The organism is uncultured Ruthenibacterium sp. (assembly GCF_963558415.1).
Lineage (GTDB): Bacteria > Bacillota > Clostridia > Oscillospirales > Ruminococcaceae > Ruthenibacterium.
The window spans coordinates 1-20,631 of the sequence record NZ_CAUWGY010000016.1 but is presented as its reverse complement, the minus strand read 5'-3'; the positions used below and the strand labels follow the sequence as shown (position 1 = coordinate 20,631).

Sequence of the window (20,631 nt, the reverse complement as noted above, 5' to 3'; positions counted from 1 at the left end):
AGAAAAATTTTGTAGAAAAGCAGTAATATTTGGCCCTTTTTTTGAATGTGAAATCGGATGTTTCCTATAAAAGGAGAATGTTAGAATACAGATGCAATTTGAAAGGTGCCCTGCGGTTTGAAGGAGGAAATGCAGGAGAACAGAAATGCATGGGAGGGTTTGCTATGACGCCACAAATTGTAATTTCCTTTGCAATCATCCTTTTGATGATTGTGGGGTTTGTTTCGGAGGTTTTTCCGCTTTCTGTTACGGCAATGCTCGGATGTTTAGCATTTTTTGTAACGGGTATCATCGATTCGTCTACGGTATTTTCAGGATTCAGCAACGACATTGTTTTTATGATTGCTGGAACCATGATTGTGGGCGAGGCGATGTTTCAAACGGGTGCGGCGCAGTTCATCGGTAAAAAAATTATCAAAGCGGTGGGATACGATGAGCGGCGCATGATTTTTGTGCTGATCCTGGCGGGTGGACTGTTGTCAGCCTTCACCAGTAACTCGTCGGTCATGGCAATGTTTTTGCCGTTGATTCGTTCTGTGGCAGCCTCGTCCAATGGAAAAATCAGAGCCTCTCACATTGTGATGCCGGTTGGTATTTCCACCATGGTCGGTGGCGCTTGTACATTGGTCGGTTCTACACCGCAATTGGTGGCGCAAGGTCTTTTGGTGGAATCCGGAGTTCGTTCCTTTTCCTTTTTTGAATTGGGATATGCAGGGTTCCCGCTGTTGATTTTGTTGGCTCTTTGGTTCTCTGTCATTGCCTATAAACCTTTGTGTAAGGCAACGGCTTATATGCCAGCGGTTCCTGATTATATGGCGGATATGAAGCAAGAAGAGGAGACGGAAACCAAGGCCAATCCGAAAATGTATGTTTGCTTTGCAATTCTGATTGCAATGGTCATTGCCTTCTTGTCCGGAATTTGGACAGTGGGCGTCGTGGCTTCTTTGGCGGGCCTGCTGTGTATCGTGACAGGTTGTATTTCCGCAAAGACAGCCTACAGCAAAATGGGTTGGAATGCATTGATCATTGTTGGCGCAACACTGGGAGTGGCCAGCGGTCTGAATGCAAGTGGTGCAGCAGAATACATTGCCAATGTTTTGGTCAAGGCCATGGGTCAGGATGCGAATATCGTGCTGGTGGTCGCGGTTGTCGGTCTTATGTGCGTTATTATGTCCAACCTGTTGTCTCATACAGCGACCATTTCGTTGCTGGTTCCCATCTTTATTCCTTTGGCACAGCAAATGGGCATCGATCCGACTTTGTTGATTTATACAATTACCTGCTGTGTAATGTGCGGTTACGCTACTCCGCTTGGCGTTGCTTCTTACGCAATGACTTTGGCGGAAGGATACAGCTTCCGTGATTACCAAAAAATCGGAGGACCGTTCAATATTGTGGCCTACGTGGTGATTGTAGCGATTTGCTCGGCGCGTTTCATCTTTGGTTTCTAAAATTTTTTTGGAAAATCAAATTATCCTGTAAACATTGGAAAATCGACTCTGATTTTTGATTCAGAGTGGGAAGAAATGCAAATGGCGTTTGTGATATGTTTAAAACAACAAAAAAACGTCGAAAAAGCGATGCCTAATTGTACAAATAAACATATCCGATAAAATTCGGTTTTTCATTAATCACATTAAAGGAGTGGTTTGTTTTGAAGTGTGGGATCAAGTCGATCGGCGCCTATCTGCCCTATCACTATTTGTCAAGGGCCAGTTTGAGCAAGGCGTGGGGCTCAAAGCCCGGAAAAGGCGAGAAGAGCATTGCAGATGTGGATGAGGACAGCGTGACCATGGCGGTTGAAGCAGCAATGGGCTGTTTCCGGTTTATGAAACGTCAGGATATTGATGCGCTTTACTTTGCGTCTACCACGGGCGTTTATGCAGAGAAGTTACATAGCGCACTGATTTCTGTAGCTTGCGATTTGGACGATGACACGGTCTTTACGGCTGATTTCGGTACCAGCACCCGCGCCGGCACCAACGCGTTGAGGGCGGCTTTGGACGCTGCCGGCAGCACAGAGGGCCGCAATGTTTTGGTAACGGCTGCGGATACGCGCAATGGATTCCCGAAATCGGCTCAGGAGAGCGGATTTGGCGACGGCGCTGCCGCGGTGGTAGTCGGAAGCGGAGACGGTGTGATTGCGCAGATTGATTACATCACTTCTGTGAATGAGGAAATCAACGATTATTGGCGCAATGAACAAGAAAAATATACGCGTCACGCAGAAGGCCGTTTCTGCGATCAGGAAGGCTATTTGCGTGAAGTTGGTTTGGTGCTGAAAAAGACTTTCCGTGAGACAGGACTTTCTGCACAGGACTTCCAGAAAGTTGTATTGGTGGCACAGAACGCAAAACTATTGGGAAAAGCCACTGCAAAACACGGATTTACCCCTGAACAGATGGTGGATACGCTGCTGTTGAACGTGGGAGATACTGGTGCTGCACAGGCACTTTTGGGGCTCGTACATGCGCTGGAGTATGCTCAGGCAGGAGATAAAATCCTGTTGGTAGATTACGGAAACGGCGCTACCGCGGCTGTTTTCACAGTTACAGAGGAAATTTCTCGTTTGGGCGGTGTACACCAAATTGAGACGTATCTGGCCAATCGAAAAGAGCTGGATTCCTATGCAAGATTTTTGTCTTGGAGAGGGATTGCCTCGGCTGAACCGGGCGGCGCATTTAAGCTTCCCGCTTCAACAGCACAGACTTGGCGCGAACAGCGCATCAATCTACGGCTCCACGGAAGCGTGTGTAAGAAGTGCGGAGCTGCATTGTTCCCCATTAACCGTGTCTGCGACAATTGCGGCGCAAAGGATGAATATGAGGAATTTGCAGCGGCAGAGCACATCTGCAAACTTTATACATTCTCTGTGGACCAATATGCAGGACGTAGCGACGATCCCCTTCTGATCCAGGCAGTTGCCGAAGATCCGAACGGCGCGCGTATTTACACAATCATGACCGATTTCGAACGCGAAAACGTGAAGGTTGGTATGGATGTTGAATTTACGTTCCGGCGCATGCATGAGTTGGGGAACTTCCCCAACTACTTCTGGAAATTGCGTCCGCTGAGAAGGGAAGGGGTATAATATGGCTTATTTTGCAAACGGATTCAAAGACGATTTGGCAATCATCGGCATGGGCTGTACAAAATTTGGTGAACGTTGGGACACCGGATTGGATGACCTGATTATTGATGCGGCCTTTGAAGCATTCGAAGATGCCGGCATCGAGCCGAAAGATGTGCAGGTGTGCTACTTTGCCAACACCAACGCACCCAATAACTGTTCCGGTACACCGGTGACGGATGCGCTGAAACTTCATGGCATTCCCGTGACCCGCAATGAAAACTGGTGTACAGCCGGCCACATCGCATTGATCAATGCCTGCCTTGCTGTGGAAAGCGGCATGTGCGACATTGCCATGGCAATCGGTGCGGAAAAATTGAAGGATAAAGGCGCCGGCGGTTTGGGCGTCGGACGCGGTCTGAACCCAGTGCGTGAGACCCGGCGTGATGCGCCCGGTTCCTTTGCATTGATCGCAGAAGCCTACTTCAAAAAATATGGATTGACTTATGACGAAGGAAAGCGGCTGCTGGCCAAAATTGATGTGAAGAATCATTACAACGGTTCCTTGACGCCCCGTGCTCATTTCCACAATGTGCTGACATTGGAGCAGGTCATGAAAGCGCCTTTGATTGCTTCTCCTCTGGGCCTGTATGACTGCTGCGGAACTTCTGATGGTGGTGCCGCTGCCATTATCACGCGAGCATCTCTGGCCAAGAAATTCCGCCCGGATCCTATTTACATCAAGGGATTTGGATGTGCTACAGATATGATTACACCTCACTATCGGCCTCGTGATTTTGATTGGACGAGTTTTGAGGCCTTGCGTAAATGTGCACAGATGGCCTATGACATGGCGGGAATCAAAAATCCTCGTGAGGAGATCGACCTTGCGGAAGTACACGATTGCTTCTCCATTACGGAGATGTGTATTTATGAGGACTTTGGATTTAGTCCTCGCGGCGGTGCAAAAGAGGACATTGAGAGCGGATTCTTTGAGCGTACCGGCGGTCTGCCCATCAACGTGGACGGCGGCCTGAAATGCTTTGGACATCCGGTAGGTGCCAGCGGTATCCGCATGACATACGAGATTTATAAACAGTTGCAGGGAAAAGTCGATAATCCCGAACGTCAACTGAAAAACGTTCACAGAGGCCTTTCTCAGACCTTTGGTGGACCACCTCAAATCGCGGCATGTATGATTTTGGGCAATGAGTTGGGATAAAGGAGAAACAATATGGAATCAGCATTGGAGGGAATTCGCGTTCTTGACATGGGGCGCGTGCTTGCAACTCCGTCTGCCGGTGCTCTGCTCGGCGATATGGGAGCCGAGGTAATCAAACTGGAACAACCGGTCAAAGGCGATGATAGCCGCAACTTTGCTCCTATGAAAAATGGAGTGAGCTGCTATTACAAAAACTTCAACCGCAGCAAAAAGGGAATTACGCTGGATTTGAAAAAAGGCAAAGACGTTTTGCTGGAACTTGTGAAAAACGTGGATGTTTTGATCGAGAACTTCCGTCCGGGCACGATGGAAAAATTGGGCCTGGGATACGACGTTCTGAAAGAGGTCAATCCCCGTTTGATTTATGGAAGTATTTCCGGATTTGGAGCCACCGGTCCTTATAAAAACCGTGCTGGTTACGATACGATGTCGCAGGCGTGGAGCGGTGTAATGAGCATTACCGGTTGGCCTGATTCGGATCCAGTGCGCTGCGGTGCATCCTTTGGCGATGTAATGGGCGGCCTGAATCTGGTCATTGGTGTGTTGGCAGCTCTTCGTTATCGTGATCGCACAGGCAAGGGCCAAAAAATCGATATTTCGCTGACGGATGGCTGTGTAGTGGCAGAGGCCAGCATGATGCAGGTATATCTATCCACGGGAAAGGTACCTACCAAGAATGGTAACTGCTATACTTCCTCAGCTCCAGGCGGTGGATATCATACGAAAGATGGTTATATGGTGATCAACGGAAGCGCTCCAAAATTCTGGGCAATTCTCTGCAACACCATGGGCCATCCGGAACTGGTGGAGGATCCTCGATTTGCAACCAACGCTTTGCGTGTTCAAAATCGTGCAGAGCTTGACAAAATCGTGGAGGCATGGACCACCACCCTTACCACCAATGAAATTATTGATACGCTTTTGCCCAAGGGATTTGCTTGTGCGCCGATTCTGAGCCTGGATCAGGTAGTGGCCAATGAACAGATTGGCGGAGCACGCAACATGTTCCCGGAAATCGACGATCCGGAAGTAGGCAAGATGCGGTTTACCAATTCGGCGGTAAAGATGTCGGAGACCATGCCCGAAATTCGGTGCCCGGCGCCTCGCTTGGGAGAACACAACAAGGAAATCTATTCCAGCGTACTGGGGTATACAGAAGAGAAGATTCAAGAAATGGCGGAGGCCGGCATCATTTGATGCCGGATCCCCATAGGAAAGAGGAGGTTTTGCATGATTACCTCACGATATGTTCAGGTCAACGGGATTAAAACGTTTGTGGAGACAAACAATGGTCCCAAGGAAAATGGTGTGATGGTTTGTTTTGGTTCCGCAGGGCGTGAGACAAGACAATATCATGCCATGATGGAGTGCCTGGAGAACACGATGGAAGTGGTGTGCTTTGATATGCCGGGGCATGGAAAATCCATGCCGTTACCGGGAAATAAATGCTTATCGGAGTATCACGAGTATTGCGACTTTATCATTGATGCACTTCGTGTTCTCGAAATTGAAAATCCGCTGTGTGTGGGATGCGCATTGGGCGGAAACGTAGTGTTTTATCTTGCTCAGAGGATTCCGGTTCGTGCCATTGTAACGATGGCGGGAACCGATTACTCGCCACATGTGGATAAATCGGTTTCTGATAACTTGGATCATCCTTACGCCAGTGTGCAACATTCGCACATAGACTTTACCGACAGTCTGATCGGAAGTGCCACTGCTCCAGAGGACCGCGAGTTCATTCTATGGGGTGTCATGACGGAAATCGGACGGGTCAAAAGAGCAGATTACGGCGGAGTATACAACGGTTTTGACGTGCGTGCGGATATGGATAAGGTAACTTGTCCGGTATTGGTTTTACGCGGCGGTGAGGACTGGACGATTCGGGATGAGGCCTTCCAGCCGATGCTTAATCGTTTGACCAATGCGAAACATGTTCAATATACCGTTTTGCCAGGCATTGCACATTACAATCCGCAAGAGGCTCCTCAATTGGTATGTGATACCATTCTGGAGTTTTTGAAAAAAGTGGAAGCATGATGTGAATCAACACATCCGAAAATATTAAAAACAGGAGGTTCCTACTATGACCGATATGGAGAGACTGGAGAAATTCAAAAAGCTGCAGGAAATGATCAACGGCCCTGAGGCGGAAAACTTTTTGAACTATTGGGACGGCCGCTTTTTCACAGGCGATATGACGTTCATTTTCGACAAAGTTCCTTACAACATGTTCTTTTATAAGGGCAAGATGATTGACGTTTACATGGGCAAGCCTGCCAATGGATATTATGTTGGCATCAGTGGAAGCGCAGAGCAGTGGGAAGATTTCTTCAAACATCGCAATTTCCAACTGGCCACATCCATCAAGCACAATCCTCTGTGCTTTGAAAATCTGGGAAGTGCTCTGGCGAACCGGCAGAACAACGCTGTTATTGCACAGGTAATGCGTCTGGCTGCAAAAGCAATTTGCGATTGATGGTAAATCCGGAATAGGAAAGGAGAAAAGAACATGGCGATTACAGGCGGATATGTCATGGTAAATGGCATTAAAACTTATTACGAAACCAACAATGGTCCTCATAATCCCAAAGGAACCATTGTGTGTCTGCATACAGCAGGACGTGAGAGCCGTCAATATCATGGAATGATGGAGATTTTTGCGGACAAATACAATATGGTAGCTTTTGATATGCCCGCACACGGAAAAACTTGGCCTCTTCCGGGAAATGTAGGAATCGGCGATTATAAAGAGTACGGAAAATTTGTTTGGGATTTCATTCAGGTAATGAACATTGAAGATCCCATCATCATTGGTTGCTCTGTGGGTGGCAACATGGTTTATCACATTGCAGAGACTTATCCGGTGAAAGCGATGGTTTCCATGCAGGGCTCTCCCAAGATCAAGGCCATGGGTACTGCATATGGCACGACGGTAGATCTGCTGGATAATCCTTATGTAAGCTGCCAGCACTCTCACTGGGACTTCTCCGAAAGCCTGTGCGGCAAAAAATGCCCGCCTGAGGCACACGACTTCATTATGTGGGGTGTTTGCCAAGAGTGTGGCCGCGCGAAAAAGGCCGACCTGTCTATCTACAATAACTACGATGTAACGGCTGAATTGGGACAGATTACCTGCCCGTGCCTGCTCATTCGCGGTGAGGATGACTGGAACGTGCCAGAACATTACTATCACACAGCAATGGAAGGCATGACCAATGCCAAGAAAGTTGTATTTGAAAAAGTTCCCGGCTATGGCCACTTCATCATTGTGGAAGCTCCGGAAGTGGTTTGCGAATTGATCGATAACTTCCTGCAGGATACCTGATGCCAAAATTGGTGTGACGGATGTCCCGAACCTATCAAATATGAAGAGGAGATGTTTTTTGCATGAGAATTAAAGACATTCAACTGATTCCTCTCCAGATCCCGCAAACTTATGAGACGCACTGGGCCAATGGCCGCATCAGTGTGGCGGAACATACGCTGATCAAAATTATCGCGGAGGACGGAACGTACGGAATCAGTGAAGCGGTGCCTCGCACAGGTATCTACGGCGAAACGCAGCTTTCCATTTGCACGGTGCTTCGAAAATCCATCATCCCCGCGTTGATCGGCATGGATTCGATGAATACAGAACTTTTGTGGGAGAAAATGAGCGAGACTCCGTACAACTTTGTAGCAAAAGGTTCTGTGGACGTTGCTTTGCACGATCTGAACGGCAAGCTCCTCGGCGTTTCAACGGCCGAGCTGCTGGGTGGACCATACCGCAAGGAAGTTCCTCTGTGCTGGGTATCCGGTGGTTCTTGGTTTGAAAGAGACCATATCCTGGAAGAGACCAAGCGCATCATGGATGAAGGCTATAAGGCCATCAAGATGAAAGCCGGTCACTGTGAACAAGACATTGAGCTGGCCAAGGAAATCCGCCGTATGGCTCCAAAAGGTTTTCAAATCAATATTGATCCCAACCAGTTGTACTCGAGGGAAGAGCTAATTCGCGTAGGTAAAGAGCTGAGCGGCGTAATCGATGCGATTGAAGAGCCGGTTCCTGTTTGGGATGATGTGGCCCGCACAGAGTTTACACGTAACTTCCCGGAGATTGCACTTCTTTCCGATGAGAGTACGTTTACGGTTCCGGATACTTATCGTCAAATGCAGGTTGGCGCAATTCGTCGACTGGGCATTAAGATTCCACGCACTGGATTTACTTTGTCCAAAAAACTGGTGCATTTGGCAGAAATGAACGATATGCCGGCACAAATCAGCACACAAGCTGAAACGGACCTCGGGTGTGCGGCGGGTCTTCAGATGGCTGCCAGCAGCAAGCAGGTTTGCCTGCCCTGTGAAATTGCATACTACAAAAAGGGTATGTATCGGGAGAGCATGCTGACAAAGCCGCTTGAGATTCGAAACGGCATGATGATTTTACCGGATGAGCCCGGCAATGGCGTAGAAGTGAATTGGGATATTGTTGAAAAATACACGGTATCACTTTGAGCATATTTCAAACAACCACTGGGAAAGGCAGAATATCTCTTGTCTTGGCCAATGAGGTCGAAATCATTTATAAGGAGGCTTATGGTTTATGCAGGCTTATCTTGCATTGGGAATTTTGCTCATCACCCTGATTCTGTTTGCAACAGAGTTCTTTAAACCAGCGGTGACTGCTATTTCCGCATCCCTGGCGATGTGTATTTTGGGAATTATCACACCGGCAGATGTTGAGGCCGGATTTTCCAACACGGTTACATTGTTTTGCTTCGGTATTGCGGTGGTTGGCAGCGCGTTGGCGGAAACTGGTTGCGCGGCCTATCTGGGCAAAAAGTTGATGTCTGTGTTCCGCTTCGGTGAGAAGGGAACATTGATCGTTTTGATGGCGCTGGCTTCTGTATTTTCTATGTTCCTTTCGAACACCAGCGTCGTGGTTATCTTCATGAGCATCGCGGCCGCGATGGCAGCGAGCTCCAACGGCAAATTTAAAAAGAAGAATTTGTACATGGGCATCGGTATGGCGAGTGTCGCCGGCGGCGGCTGCACCTTGATCGGTTCCACCACACAGCTATCTATCAATGCACTTCTGCCTGAATATGGCGTTGACCAGATGGGCATGTGGACGCTTTTTGGACCTGGTATCGGCGTTGTAATCGTCATGTTGGTGTGGTATTTCCTGGTCGGTTACAAAATGCAACTGAAAACCTTTGATTTCCCGGATCCCGACGAAGCTGTTAAGACAGACAATCCGAAGGAAGTCAAAGAGGGCAATCCGAAAGATTTCCGTATGTGGGTTCCCCTTGTTGTGTTGGTGTTCTGCATTGCCTTGACATTGATCAACTGGCAGGATATCGCTATCATCGGTTTGCTTGGTGCCATGCTGGTATGCATCTTTGGCTCCATCAGCGTTAAGCGTATGTGGGAGACCACTGACTGGAACACATTGGGCGTTATCGCCGGCGGCGTGGGCTTTGCGGCTGGTGTCAAATCGTCCGGTGCTGCGGATATGGTTGCGAATGCCTGCATCAATCTGCTGGGTGCAACCTCTCCGGCAATCCTTTATCTGGCAGTGTTCGTGATTTTGGCCACAATTATGACCAACGTTATGACCAACATCGGTACTGCGTTGATTCTTACCCCCATTGCTCTGACCGTTGCCGCTACACTTGGCTTCAATGCGATGCCGTTTGTGGTTGGTGTTGTTTGGGGCGCGAATATGCCGTACTCCACTCCGATTGGTGCGTCCGTCATTACCATGACCATGCAGGGCGGCTATCGCTTCAAAGACTATACAAAAGTCAATATCGTGTGGAATGCCCTGGCTTGCATTGTGGTTATTGTGTGCACACCGATTTTCCTGCCCTTGGTGGGGTAATTGATCGAATCGTTTCCTCAGTTGTTGTTTGATAATGCGTGAATAGAAATGCCCGGGGATTTTCCCCGGGCTTCCTTAAACAGGCAAAAGGAGGGGAGCGAAAGTGCGGATAGAGTATGTGGGACATGCTTGTCTACGTTGTATTGCCGATAGCGGAGAAATGCTGGTGATGGATCCGCCGGCCGAAAAGTACGGCTATATTTTGAAAAACAGACAAGCAGATTATGTTACAACCAGTCATGAACATGAAGATCACAATGCGGTTTATCTGTTCCCGAATGCAACGCTGATTCCACAGGTAAGTGCTCAGATGCAGGCAGGACCATTTTCAATTGCAGAGATGGACAGTTTTCATGATGATGAACAGGGAGCACTTCGGGGAGAAAATCGCATTTATCAAATAAAGGCAGACGGCGTGACGTTGGTCCATATGGGAGATATTGGCCATCCGTTGTCAAAAGAACTTCAAAAATTTGCTGCGGATGCCGATGTTTTGGCCATTCCGGTGGGCGGATGTTTTACCGTTGAGCCGGAACAGGTCTTGAAAATGATTGACCAATTGTCACCGCGTTACGTATTGCCCATTCATTATAAAACGTCTCAGTGTACACTGAAACAGTTGGCACCGCTAGAGACATTTCTTGCGATGTGGAAGGGCAATATAGAAAAAAAGGATGGCATATCCTTTGAACCGGTGTCGGCACAAAAAAGTCAAAGTGCCCAATCAACGGTGGTTTTACTGGATTATGAAACCAGAGAAAAAGATAACGCTTAAAACACTTTCATCTGAATGGTGCAGGAGGACGATTATGAACAACAGTGCTCTTTCTTTTCGGGCGAAAAATGGTCAAATTGAGATTGGATACGATGGACGGATTCACATTGGCCGAAAGGGTTGGTTTGGTTTAATCTACCAGTCTGTGATGCGTTCTCCCACCGATTTTTATGCGCAAGAAGTAAAGAATGTTCGCTTTAAGAACCCGGCTTTGATGCGTGGATATGTTAGTTTTGAAACGGAAAAGGGAAACAGCACCGTTTGGCTTACCAATCCGGAAATGGCTAAGAATGCGCAGCGTGCCAAGTCGATGGTCGAAGAAATGCGACAAAGCGCAGAAGTTTTAAGCGAATGACGCACAAAACGATTCAAAGGTGTTCCCCCGCCGGAATAGGCGTGGGAACGCCTTTGTTTGATTTTGTGCTGACAAGGGAGATGGTAAAATGCAAGGATTTGCAATGATCGATTTTCATGTTCATTGTTATCCGGCTTTTTTGGCAAAGCGGGCCGTGGATTCGGTAAAAGAGAATTATTATCAGGTCGACGGCACACTGGATACACAGCGAGAATGGATGCGGCAGCACCATGTGGAAAAAAGTGTTCTATTAAATATGGCTACACGTCCGGATACTATGGCAAACGTAAACCGTTTCGCCGAACAGAGCGTTTGCGAAGAATTTGTCCCTTTCGGATCGGTGCATCCGGCGGCGGAAAATGCTTTGCAGGAAGTAGAACGTTTGTACCAACAGGGAATTCGGGGAATCAAATTTCATACAGGACACCAAAATTTCGATTTTGATGACATAAAAAATATTCCCTTGTATCGAAAAATTGGCAGTCTCGGAATGGCAACGATTGTGCATTGCGGAGATTCTGCAAAGTCCCCGGATCACCTTGTATGGCCGCATACGGTGGCACGAGTAATCGATGCGTTTCAGGGAGCCCCATTCATCTGTGCCCATATGGGCGGAATTGATTTGAATAGTCCCGAATTGGATTTGTTAAAACAGATGCCAGTTTTAGTAGATACGGCTCTTGTAATCCGAAGGATGGAGGCAAAGGAGTTTGGAGTTATGGCGCGTGAGTTGGGGGTGGAACGCGTGCTTTTTGGGACAGATCACCCATGGGGAGATTTTTTTCGAACTCGGGACATGGTGGAAAATTCGGATTTAACAGCTACGGAGAAAGAAAAGATTTTTTATGGGAACGCAATTTCTCTGCTGAATCGAATCAACCAATCCGGTAAGAGTGTTTAAAAAATGCCGCAGCGTCTACAGCGCTGCGGCATTTTTATTAAAGATGATTGGCGACTTCGAAGGCATCCCAAATCGCATACATAATATTTGCTACCCGACTTGCATCACCTACCAGATGCAGATCCGCTACGTCAAATTCCAGCTCATGATACAAGGTGTTTTCTGCTCGGTAACCTACGCAAAGAATGACATCGTCCGCAGGCAGCTTCTGTTCACCGTCCGGTGTTTCCACAAGTACTTCGCCGCCGGCGAACGAACGGACCTTGGCATTGGTCACTACATTGATTTTGCGATAGGGCAAAAGTGCTTCGAGCATTTCGCTATTGGCGTGGCACAGAGGACCATTTACGGCAAGCGGCTTCGACAACGCTTCTACCAACGTAACATTTTTACCCTGCTGTTTGAGCCAAAGAGCGGTTTCACATCCAACAAGGCCTGCACCTACAATGACAATGTCTTGGCCAATGGTCGTTTTTTCCATCAGTACATCCGCTGCAGTATGTACATGGGCATCGTCTCCCAAAGAAAAGACCTTCGGCTCACTTCCTGTAGCAACGATGACTGCATCGTAATCGCCTGCCAGAACTTCCTCTTTTGTTACAGTGTGGTTCAGCGTGACAGGAACGCTCAGACGCTCCAGCTCCTGAGTATACCAGGCGGCCAGTGCGCGGTCATCTTCTTTAAAATCAGGTGCTCCGCCTGGAATCAGGTTTCCGCCCAGACAGTCGCTGGCTTCAAATAGATGTGGCTTATGGCCGCGAATCGCCAGCACGCGAGCTGCCTCACAACCGGCCACGCCACCGCCAATCACAAGCACTTTTTTGGCTTGGCAAATTGGCCGATAGGCCATATCCCGTTCCCGGCACGCTTGCGGATTGACTGCGCAGTTCAAAAGAGAATACTCTTGGATGCGGCCCATGCAGCCCTCGTGGCAGGACAGACAGGGACGGATACATTGAGGACGACCAATGCGCAGTTTGTTGACATAATCCGGATCGGCCAACAAAGGACGGCCCAAGCTGATGATGTCACAAGTGCCATTTTCGATGCACTCAGAAGCCATGTCCGGATTGTCCATGCGCCCGGCCATGAGGATAGGAACATCCACTGTCTCCTTCATGATTTTGGCGTATTTGCGGTACAATCCTTTTTCCTGATACATGGGCGGATGGTTCCACCACCAAGCATCGTATGTGCCTACGTCTACATCCAGCGCATCGTATCCGTACTGGACCAGCAATTTTGCAGCTTCGATGCCCTCATCCAAGTCGCGGCCTGCCTCTACAAAATCTTCGCCGGGCAGTGCACCTACGCGCCAGTCTTTCATCATGCTCTTGGGGCTGTAACGCAGCGCTACCGGAAAATCTTTTCCGCAGCGCGCTTTAATTTCTTCCACAATCTCACGGGCAAAACGAAGCCGGTTTTCCAGGCATCCGCCGTATTCATCCGTGCGGTTGTTGAAAAGAGAAATAGCAAATTGATCGATCAGATATCCCTCGTGAACAGCATGAATTTCCACGCCGTCGAATCCGGCACGTTTGGCGTTGTATGCACCGTCGCCAAATTTTTTGACAATGTAATGAATTTCGTCTTTGGTCAGTTCCCGGCAAATCTTATCCAGCCAGCGATGGGGAATGGGGGAAGGAGCTACCGGAGGAAATTCTCCCAGGTTGGTGGGAATGGTCACGCGACCAAAGCCGCCGGACATCTGCAAAAATACCTTTGCCCCATAGGCGTGAATGCGCTCGGTCATCTCCCGTGAGGTGCGTACAAACTGCACCGGATTGTAAGTAGAGCAAGGGCAGTTGGGCATACCATGCTGTTCCACTTCGTTTTCCACAAACGTCACACCGGTGATAATGAGCCCGGTGCCGCCTTTGGCACGTTCCGTATAATAGTCAATACCGCGCTGATTAAATCCGCCTTCGGCATCGCCCAATCCCAAAGGACCCATAGGGGCCATGGCAAAGCGGTTCTTGATTTCGCAGGAACCGATTTTTACCGGTGTGAACAGGTTTTTCCAGTTCATAAAACTCCTCCTTATGAAAAATAAACAATTGGCACAAGAACGGACCTTTTCAAGTTTTGAATCGGCCAAATATATATAATATAAGTATATTGTAGTGCACAATTATTTTTTTTACAAGAAGAATACTCGCTCATACGATGAATAAAATACCGCTTGTCGGTTTGCCCGATTTTTTATGAAAGCTTTGTCCATTTTACACATTGATAAATTTATAACATGGTTTTATACTATTTTTATGAACACGTTCATAAAAATTGGAAAGAAGTGAAATCATGCCCAAAATCATCGAACATCCACGGGAGAGAATTTTGCAAACGGCGCGAGAGAAGTTGTTTGCACAGGGGTATGCCGGAATTTCGCTGCGGGATGTAGCGCAATCTTGCGGAATCGCAGTGGGTACCATCTACAATTATTTTAAAGACAAAGATACCTTGATTGCCAGTGTAATGTTTGAGGACTGGGCAAAGGCCTTAAAAGAGATGGAACTTGGTTGTGAAAGAGCGCAGACAGCGGCGCAAGGAATTTTGGAAGTCTACGATGCCATCCGCCGCTTTGCCAGTTTGTACGAAAGTGTATGGGAACAGTTTTCCCGTGCGGGCGGTTCATCGGGGGTTGTGAGCAGTCGTCATGGGATGTTGCGGGGACAAATTGCCCAGCAGTTAGAAACTCTTTTAAAAAGGCTGGGAAAAGAGGATGCGAAGCTGTCACCTTTGCTGGCCGAGACCGTGTTATCTGCCGCTATGCAGTACGATATCGCTCCGGAACAACTTCGTGTTCTGGCCGAACGTCTGCTTTAATGGAAAAGGAGAGTGGAATCATGAGCAGTTTTAAGGATTTACGTATTGTCGATAACTTTTATCAAACTTCGGCTTTCTTTCCGATGCCAACCATTATGGTCGGCACGCTGACGGACGATGGAAAGACGACCTTTGGCCCCTATTCTCTTTGCCAGCCCTATTACATCGCTGGCAAGGAATACTATGCCATGCTTTTGTGCTGTCGCAATTCATCCAATACAGCCCAAAACCTTTTAAAGCATAAAAAGTGTACTTTAAATTTTATTCCGGATAAACGTAAATATTTTAAAGAGGCTGTACGGATGGGTTTCCCCGGTGACACTCCGGAAGAAAAGATGAAAGATTGTATTTTTACTTTGGAGGACGGTCTGCGTAAGGCTGCGGACCCGACGGGAACATATCCGCAGGTAATTGCGGAGTGTTTTCAGGCGTTTGAATGTACCTGGGTAGATACATTGGACAATGCCCAAAATGATCAACCAGGTCAATTGAATGGTTACCCGGGCCCTTACCATGATTTTAATGGAATCACCTCAGAGTTTGGTGCCCATTTTATTTTAAAAGTTGAAAAAATTCTTATGAAGGAAAAGTATTACAACGCAATTGTCAACGGAGTGCGTGCGGGAGATTTTCCTCGGGTTCCGGTGGACTACGGATACCGAGATTCGAAAAATTTCTGGTACACTCGGTTCCGCCGTCCGATTCCAGAATTGTTACCCATGCGGCAGACGACAGTGGAGTCCGTAAAATATGCCGCGGATCGCATAGATGACAAAATCAAGTTTACCGATGAAGCATGTGCCAAATTGGTAAAGGTACCGCGTATCTTTTTACCGGCGGCACTAAAAGGATGTGTGGCCTGGGCAAGAGAACACGATGTCACTCTCATCACCGCAGAACATATGGATATTATCAATGACAAACGTGCAAAGGAGAAGAAAAAATGAAGGTAGTACTTGCAGGAGCGTTCGGAAATCTGGGCGTGGACATTCTCAAAGCACTTGTACAGGACGGGCAGGAAGTGGTAGCTGCTGATATGGCCGTCAAGGAGATTGAGGGGATTCATTGTGAAACCCGCGTGATTGATGTGACGCGTCCGGAGACATTAAAAGGGCTATGCCAGGGCGCAGACGTGGTAATCACCACGGTGGGTCTGACCCGAACCAGCGCGACTACCACCAATTACGACATTGATTATCAGGGCAATTTAAATTTGTTGGAAGAAGCCAAACGCGCCGGGGTAAAACATTTTACTTATATTTCCGTTATTCAAGCGGACAGCGATCCCAAGGTGCCCATGCTTCATGCCAAAGCATTGTTTGAGCAAAAACTGAAGGAGAGCGGACTCTCTTGGGTGATTCATCGGCCTACTGGGTATTTTTACGACATTGCCAAGGTGTTTATGCCCATGATTGAAAAAGGGCAGGTAACGCTGTTGGGAAAGCAGAATGTACATGCGAATGTCATCGATACGCCGGACTTTGCGGATTTTATTGTTCGGCATATGTTGGAGGATAATAAAACTTACAATGTAGGTGGAAAGGAAACGTATTCTTACGAAGAGATTGCCCGTATGTTTTTTGCGGCGGCCGGAAAGCCGGTGGTCATCAAGCGGGCGCCGGTATTCCTGTTCGATGTGCTGGCTTTTGTGAACAAGTGTAAAAAGAACGGAAAAGAGGCCATTATCCGGTTTTCCAAATGGACTCTGACCCATGAACTTGTAGGGAAAGATGTGTGGGGGGATCACAGCTTCAAGGCCTACATTGAAAGCTGTTATCGAAAATAAGGAGGCGTATTCCATGGATACAGCGCAAGCGGTACAGGCGGCGTTTCCGTCTGCAATCTGGATTGTTTTAGCGGTATGCGCGGTGCTCAGCGCCGTCGGATTTTATAAATTTGTTTACTTTTTGTCGGTCGGCTACGGCTTTGCGGTCAGCGGTGCAGGCGTGGCAATTTGGATTCTGTATGGCCCGAGCATGGGTGTGTGGGAAATGATACTGTGCCTCCTTTTGTTGGTATACGGTATCCGATTGGGTGGTTTTTTGTTGTGGCGCGAAATTAAAAGCGCGTCTTATCGCAAGACCCTGAACGAGGCGACTGGCGGCGGAAAGCCCATCCCCATTTTTGTGAAAGTTGTAATTTGGGTGTGCGTCGCAGTGATGTACGTTTTGCAAGTATCGCCTGTATTTTATCGGGCGGCCAACGGAGAAAGTGGCGGTGCGTCCATTGCAGGCGCTGTCCTCATGGCGCTGGCACTGGTGCTGGAAAGTTTGGCAGATAAACAGAAATCGGCAGCCAAAAAAGAAAATCCCCATCGCTTTTGCGACCGGGGCTTGTACAAATGGGTGCGCTGTCCCAACTACTTGGGGGAGATTCTGTTCTGGACAGGTGTTCTGATTTCTGGCGTCGGTGCACTGCATGGATGGGTGCAATGGCTGATTGCCGTGCTCGGGTACGTTTTGATTGTGTATGTAATGTTTAGCGGTGCCAAACGCCTGGAAGTGCGTCAGAATAAGAATTATGGAGACGACCCGGAATACAGAGCGTACACGAAAAAAACACCCATTCTGATCCCGTTCATTCCGCTGTACCATTTGACGGATGTGAAGTTTATTGTGGTGTGACCGGTTTTCCCGGGGAAAAGAGGATGTGAATCATGAACGGCATTACCGTGACAATGGCATTGGTGGATTTTGTGCCTGTGCTGCTGTTTTTTGCTGCCGCTGTACTTTTGCAGCGCGATTTGTATGACAAAATGGTCAAAGGCGCGTATGCGCTTTTGGCTACGGGCTCGATTATGGTGTTGATCAGCGGTATTTTTAAAGCATTGTGGAAGATTTTGTACGCTTTGGGAGTTTGCGATTATCAGGCATTGGATGTTAGCTTTTTCCCCATGCAGGGACCCGGATTCCTTTTGGTGTTTTTATCTCTTGCTGGAATGTTCACTCGGTACAATCAAAAGAAAAAAGCACTCTACAGTGCGGCCGTGGTGCCAGTGTACACGAGCACAATGCCCTTTGTAATTCTTCAGATTATTGGCTGCGCCGGTTCTCAGTGGTCGTTGTTTGCTATTGCAGTTAAAATGCGGCGCAAAGCGGCAGCGGCGCTGTACGTAGTATCTTTTGTGTTTATGTTAGGTATGGGATACCTCAGCGCAACGTTTGATGATTCGTCGTCTATGCATTGGATGGCGCAGTGCGTGAATATTGTTTCCCAAGGTGCTTTTCTGTGGGGAACGGTGCTTTTGCACCGCGCAGGACTTGCAGAGTGTGAATTGTTTTCAAAGTCCGGTGAGGGCGTGCGCGTTTAGATGGATGTTAAGAAAAAGCCAATTTGGGCAAAGCCCAAATTGGCTTTTTGATTGTTATGAAGGGGGCAGTCAGGACTCCGGATGATATTTATGTCTTGTAGCCATACCGCCGCGCAAATGACGTTCTTCCTTGTTTACTTGTAAGATACGGCGAACTTCCTGATACAATCCTTTGTTCTGGCGTGCCAAGCGCAGGGTCACGTCTTTATGTACGGTGCTTTTAGAGATGCCGAACGCCTTGGCGGCTGCCCGCACGGTGGCGTTATGCGTTGTAATATATTCACCCAGCGCAATGGCGCGTTCTTCGGGGTTCCCTTTCATGCACATTCCTCCAAACACATGATTTGGTACACTTTATGCAAAAAAGAGGCAAGTTATGAGCAGCCAACCAAATTTTATGAAGCATGTGGGAAAAAGCGCGCTTTTTAAAGCAGTTCGTGGTACAATTTAAAATAAAGGAGGAGTACGTTATGAATTTTCACACTACAGGTGTTTTTTTTAGTCCCACAGGCGGTACAAAGCACGCGTTAGAGTGTTTTTTGAATTTGTTCGATCCGAATGCGGACCGGTTGGATGTTACTTGTTCGCCTTCACATGCAAAGCAGGTGGATTTTGGCCCCACGGACGTGTTGGTACTTGCTTTCCCTGTGTATGCCGGACAGATACCTGCTGTGCCGGAACTGTTTTGTAACCTGCACGGGAAGGAAACACCCTGTGTTTTGCTCGCCTGCTACGGAAACCGTCACTACGACGATGCTTTGGCGCAACTCTCGTTTCGTTTGCACAAGCAGGGATTCATATGCATAGGTGCGGCAGCCTGTATTACTCCACATATTTTTGCTCTTTCTCTTGGCAAGGACCGTCCGGATGAGACGGATAAGAAAGTGCTGCAAAATTTGGCGCAGTCTGTCTGGAAAAAGTTAGATGTGGCGGATCATACACCGGTTGTTTTGCCCGGAGAGAAACTTCCGCCGCACAAGGATGCAAAACCTGTGCCCAAGTCAAGAGATGAGAAACTTTGCACTTATTGTAAAAGTTGTGTTCGTTCTTGTCCGGCGCAAGCCATTGACGAACAACTTCAAGTGGATGAGAGTAAGTGCATCCATTGTATGCATTGCGTCAGCATATGTCCTGTTGGTGCGCTGAGTTATGATGCAAGTGCGCTGCAAGCAAGGTTAACGCAGAATTTTTCGGCAAGACGAGAAGTAGAATTGTTCTTATAAAATTTTGTGTGGTAAAATAAAAATCAATTGGCAAAACGGAGGATAAGAGCATGAAGAAAAGGACCAGTTTAAGGCGTACATACTATCGTGCTTTTTTTCTCCTAGCGGTACTTCCCTTGCTGGTTGCGGCCTGTGTTGGTCTTGGATTTTTTTATCGGATGCAAATTTCCGATGCAAAAGCAACCATTGAATTGCAGCAGAATACCGTTTCGGATACTCTGCGCCAGGAGGTACAGCAAGCATCGCTTCAACTGGCCCATTTCCTTTTGTCGCCCGAAGGAGATGCTCTTTCTTTGGTAAGACAGATTCCTGAAACGGCCGGCCGTCGATATGAAATTCAGTCTGATTTGGACGAGATGTTTGGATATTATCGTCTGACAGGAAAGCGTTTGGCTGCACTTCACCTTTATTTAAAGGATGGAAGTGCTTATGAGCTTTACACAGCGTTGGCGGTTCCAAGACAAGAAGTAGAGCAAATGGATTGGTATCAAAAGGCTTTGGAAAATCCGGAACAGGTGGTAGTGGGGGCGGCTGCGCCGGATACTTTGATCCATGCCACAAACCGTCAGGGAGATGTATTGTTAACGGCTGCAATGAGTATGGGCGATGAAGGCGGTGCTTTGGAAACTGCATGTCTATACTTTGAGACAGATGCAGAGATATTGATGCATGAATACGATGTTCAGAATCCTGCTACCAGAATGTTTTTGGTGTTAAATGGACAAGTATTGGCAGGGGATCAAACGTATCGTGATACGGCGATGAAATTTTTAACCGACCCGGATGCCGCGTATGGCGACATGGATTGGTGCATCACGACCCCTGTGGCCAATACCGGTTTGTGTGTTTTAACATTGGTGGATAACCATCGGCTTTTGGCGGGAGTCTACGGAGCAGGAGCGTTGTTGCTGTTTGTGTTTGGAGTCGTTTTGGCACTGTATCTGGCTTTTTCTATTTTGTTTTTGAAGCGTATTTTAGACCCTTTAAATAGTTTGCACGATGGAATGATACGGCTTCAGGCGGGAGATTTTTCCCATCGCCTGGCGCCAAATGGGCACCGTGAGTTGCGGGAATTGATGGAGT

The 20,631-nt window shown here is 47.9% G+C and carries 21 protein-coding genes; 19 read left to right on the top strand and 2 right to left on the bottom strand.

Going from position 1 to position 20,631, the window contains the following annotated elements; translation table 11 throughout:
* The first annotated feature begins 164 nt into the window (after positions 1-164).
* The 12 genes from AB5H98_RS04505 to AB5H98_RS04450 all read left to right on the top strand — a co-directional run bounded on the left by AB5H98_RS04505 (position 165) and on the right by AB5H98_RS04450 (position 12,189).
* Positions 165-1,451: an SLC13 family permease gene (locus AB5H98_RS04505; RefSeq protein WP_367924728.1), complete on the top strand. Its 1,287-nt coding sequence runs from the start codon at positions 165-167 to the stop codon at positions 1,449-1,451.
* Positions 1,452-1,654: 203 nt separating this feature from the next.
* Positions 1,655-3,091: a hydroxymethylglutaryl-CoA synthase family protein gene (locus AB5H98_RS04500; RefSeq protein WP_367924727.1), complete on the top strand. Its 1,437-nt coding sequence runs from the start codon at positions 1,655-1,657 to the stop codon at positions 3,089-3,091.
* A 1-nt stretch (position 3,092) separates the two neighbouring features.
* A complete protein-coding gene (locus tag AB5H98_RS04495) occupies positions 3,093-4,292 on the top strand; it encodes an acetyl-CoA acetyltransferase (RefSeq protein WP_367924726.1) in 1,200 nt (399 codons plus the stop codon).
* A gap of 12 nt (positions 4,293-4,304) precedes the next feature.
* A complete protein-coding gene (locus AB5H98_RS04490) occupies positions 4,305-5,489 on the top strand; it encodes a CaiB/BaiF CoA transferase family protein (protein ID WP_367924725.1) in 1,185 nt (394 codons plus the stop codon).
* A 33-nt stretch (positions 5,490-5,522) separates the two neighbouring features.
* On the top strand, positions 5,523-6,332 hold the full coding sequence (locus AB5H98_RS04485) for an alpha/beta fold hydrolase (protein ID WP_367924724.1): 810 nt from the start codon (positions 5,523-5,525) through the stop codon (positions 6,330-6,332).
* A 46-nt stretch (positions 6,333-6,378) separates the two neighbouring features.
* Positions 6,379-6,771 (top strand): hypothetical protein, encoded by a 393-nt coding sequence (locus AB5H98_RS04480; protein WP_367924723.1) that lies wholly within the window; start codon positions 6,379-6,381, stop codon positions 6,769-6,771.
* 33 nt (positions 6,772-6,804) lie between these two features.
* On the top strand, positions 6,805-7,620 hold the full coding sequence (locus AB5H98_RS04475; RefSeq protein ID WP_367924722.1) for an alpha/beta fold hydrolase: 816 nt from the start codon (positions 6,805-6,807) through the stop codon (positions 7,618-7,620).
* A gap of 62 nt (positions 7,621-7,682) precedes the next feature.
* Positions 7,683-8,789, top strand: a complete 1,107-nt coding sequence (locus tag AB5H98_RS04470) for a mandelate racemase/muconate lactonizing enzyme family protein (protein ID WP_367924721.1) — start codon at positions 7,683-7,685, stop codon at positions 8,787-8,789.
* Between the two features lie 88 nt (positions 8,790-8,877).
* Entirely contained in the window at positions 8,878-10,158 is a 1,281-nt protein-coding gene (locus AB5H98_RS04465; protein ID WP_367924720.1) for an SLC13 family permease, read from the top strand.
* A gap of 103 nt (positions 10,159-10,261) precedes the next feature.
* Positions 10,262-10,933, top strand: a complete 672-nt coding sequence (locus AB5H98_RS04460; RefSeq protein WP_367924719.1) for an MBL fold metallo-hydrolase — start codon at positions 10,262-10,264, stop codon at positions 10,931-10,933.
* 34 nt (positions 10,934-10,967) lie between these two features.
* Entirely contained in the window at positions 10,968-11,288 is a 321-nt protein-coding gene (locus AB5H98_RS04455; protein WP_367924718.1) for a hypothetical protein, read from the top strand.
* Positions 11,289-11,376: 88 nt separating this feature from the next.
* Entirely contained in the window at positions 11,377-12,189 is an 813-nt protein-coding gene (locus tag AB5H98_RS04450; protein ID WP_367924717.1) for an amidohydrolase family protein, read from the top strand.
* 37 nt (positions 12,190-12,226) lie between these two features.
* Here the strand turns inward: AB5H98_RS04450 and AB5H98_RS04445 are convergent, their stop codons facing one another.
* Positions 12,227-14,218 (bottom strand): FAD-dependent oxidoreductase, encoded by a 1,992-nt coding sequence (locus AB5H98_RS04445; protein ID WP_367924716.1) that lies wholly within the window; start codon positions 14,216-14,218, stop codon positions 12,227-12,229.
* Between the two features lie 272 nt (positions 14,219-14,490).
* On the opposite strand from AB5H98_RS04445, the gene AB5H98_RS04440 reads away from it, so the two are divergent.
* Genes AB5H98_RS04440 through AB5H98_RS04420 form a run of 5 tightly spaced genes read left to right on the top strand, consistent with a single transcriptional unit; the run spans position 14,491 to position 18,325 of the window.
* The gene (locus tag AB5H98_RS04440; RefSeq protein WP_367924715.1) at positions 14,491-15,015 is read left to right on the top strand and encodes a TetR/AcrR family transcriptional regulator; all 525 of its coding nucleotides are present in this window, start codon (positions 14,491-14,493) and stop codon (positions 15,013-15,015) included.
* A 20-nt stretch (positions 15,016-15,035) separates the two neighbouring features.
* Positions 15,036-15,962, top strand: a complete 927-nt coding sequence (locus tag AB5H98_RS04435) for a hypothetical protein (RefSeq protein WP_367924714.1) — start codon at positions 15,036-15,038, stop codon at positions 15,960-15,962.
* Positions 15,959-16,801: an SDR family oxidoreductase gene (locus AB5H98_RS04430; RefSeq protein ID WP_367924713.1), complete on the top strand. Its 843-nt coding sequence runs from the start codon at positions 15,959-15,961 to the stop codon at positions 16,799-16,801. Before AB5H98_RS04435 ends, AB5H98_RS04430 begins: the two co-directional genes overlap by 4 nt.
* Positions 16,802-16,814: 13 nt before the next feature.
* Complete coding sequence (locus AB5H98_RS04425; RefSeq protein WP_367924712.1) at positions 16,815-17,639, top strand: DUF1295 domain-containing protein; 825 nt, start codon at positions 16,815-16,817, stop codon at positions 17,637-17,639.
* Between the two features lie 32 nt (positions 17,640-17,671).
* Complete coding sequence (locus AB5H98_RS04420) at positions 17,672-18,325, top strand: hypothetical protein (RefSeq protein WP_367924711.1); 654 nt, start codon at positions 17,672-17,674, stop codon at positions 18,323-18,325.
* A gap of 69 nt (positions 18,326-18,394) precedes the next feature.
* On the opposite strand, the gene AB5H98_RS04415 is transcribed toward AB5H98_RS04420, so the two are convergent.
* Entirely contained in the window at positions 18,395-18,646 is a 252-nt protein-coding gene (locus AB5H98_RS04415; protein ID WP_367924710.1) for a sporulation transcriptional regulator SpoIIID, read from the bottom strand.
* A gap of 149 nt (positions 18,647-18,795) precedes the next feature.
* On the opposite strand from AB5H98_RS04415, the gene AB5H98_RS04410 reads away from it, so the two are divergent.
* Positions 18,796-19,548 carry a 4Fe-4S binding protein gene (locus AB5H98_RS04410; protein ID WP_367924709.1) on the top strand — a complete coding sequence of 251 codons (753 nt, stop codon included), beginning with the start codon at positions 18,796-18,798 and terminating at the stop codon, positions 19,546-19,548.
* Between the two features lie 50 nt (positions 19,549-19,598).
* On the top strand, positions 19,599-20,631 hold a 1,033-nt coding region (locus AB5H98_RS04405), incomplete at its 3' end, for a HAMP domain-containing protein (RefSeq protein WP_367924708.1).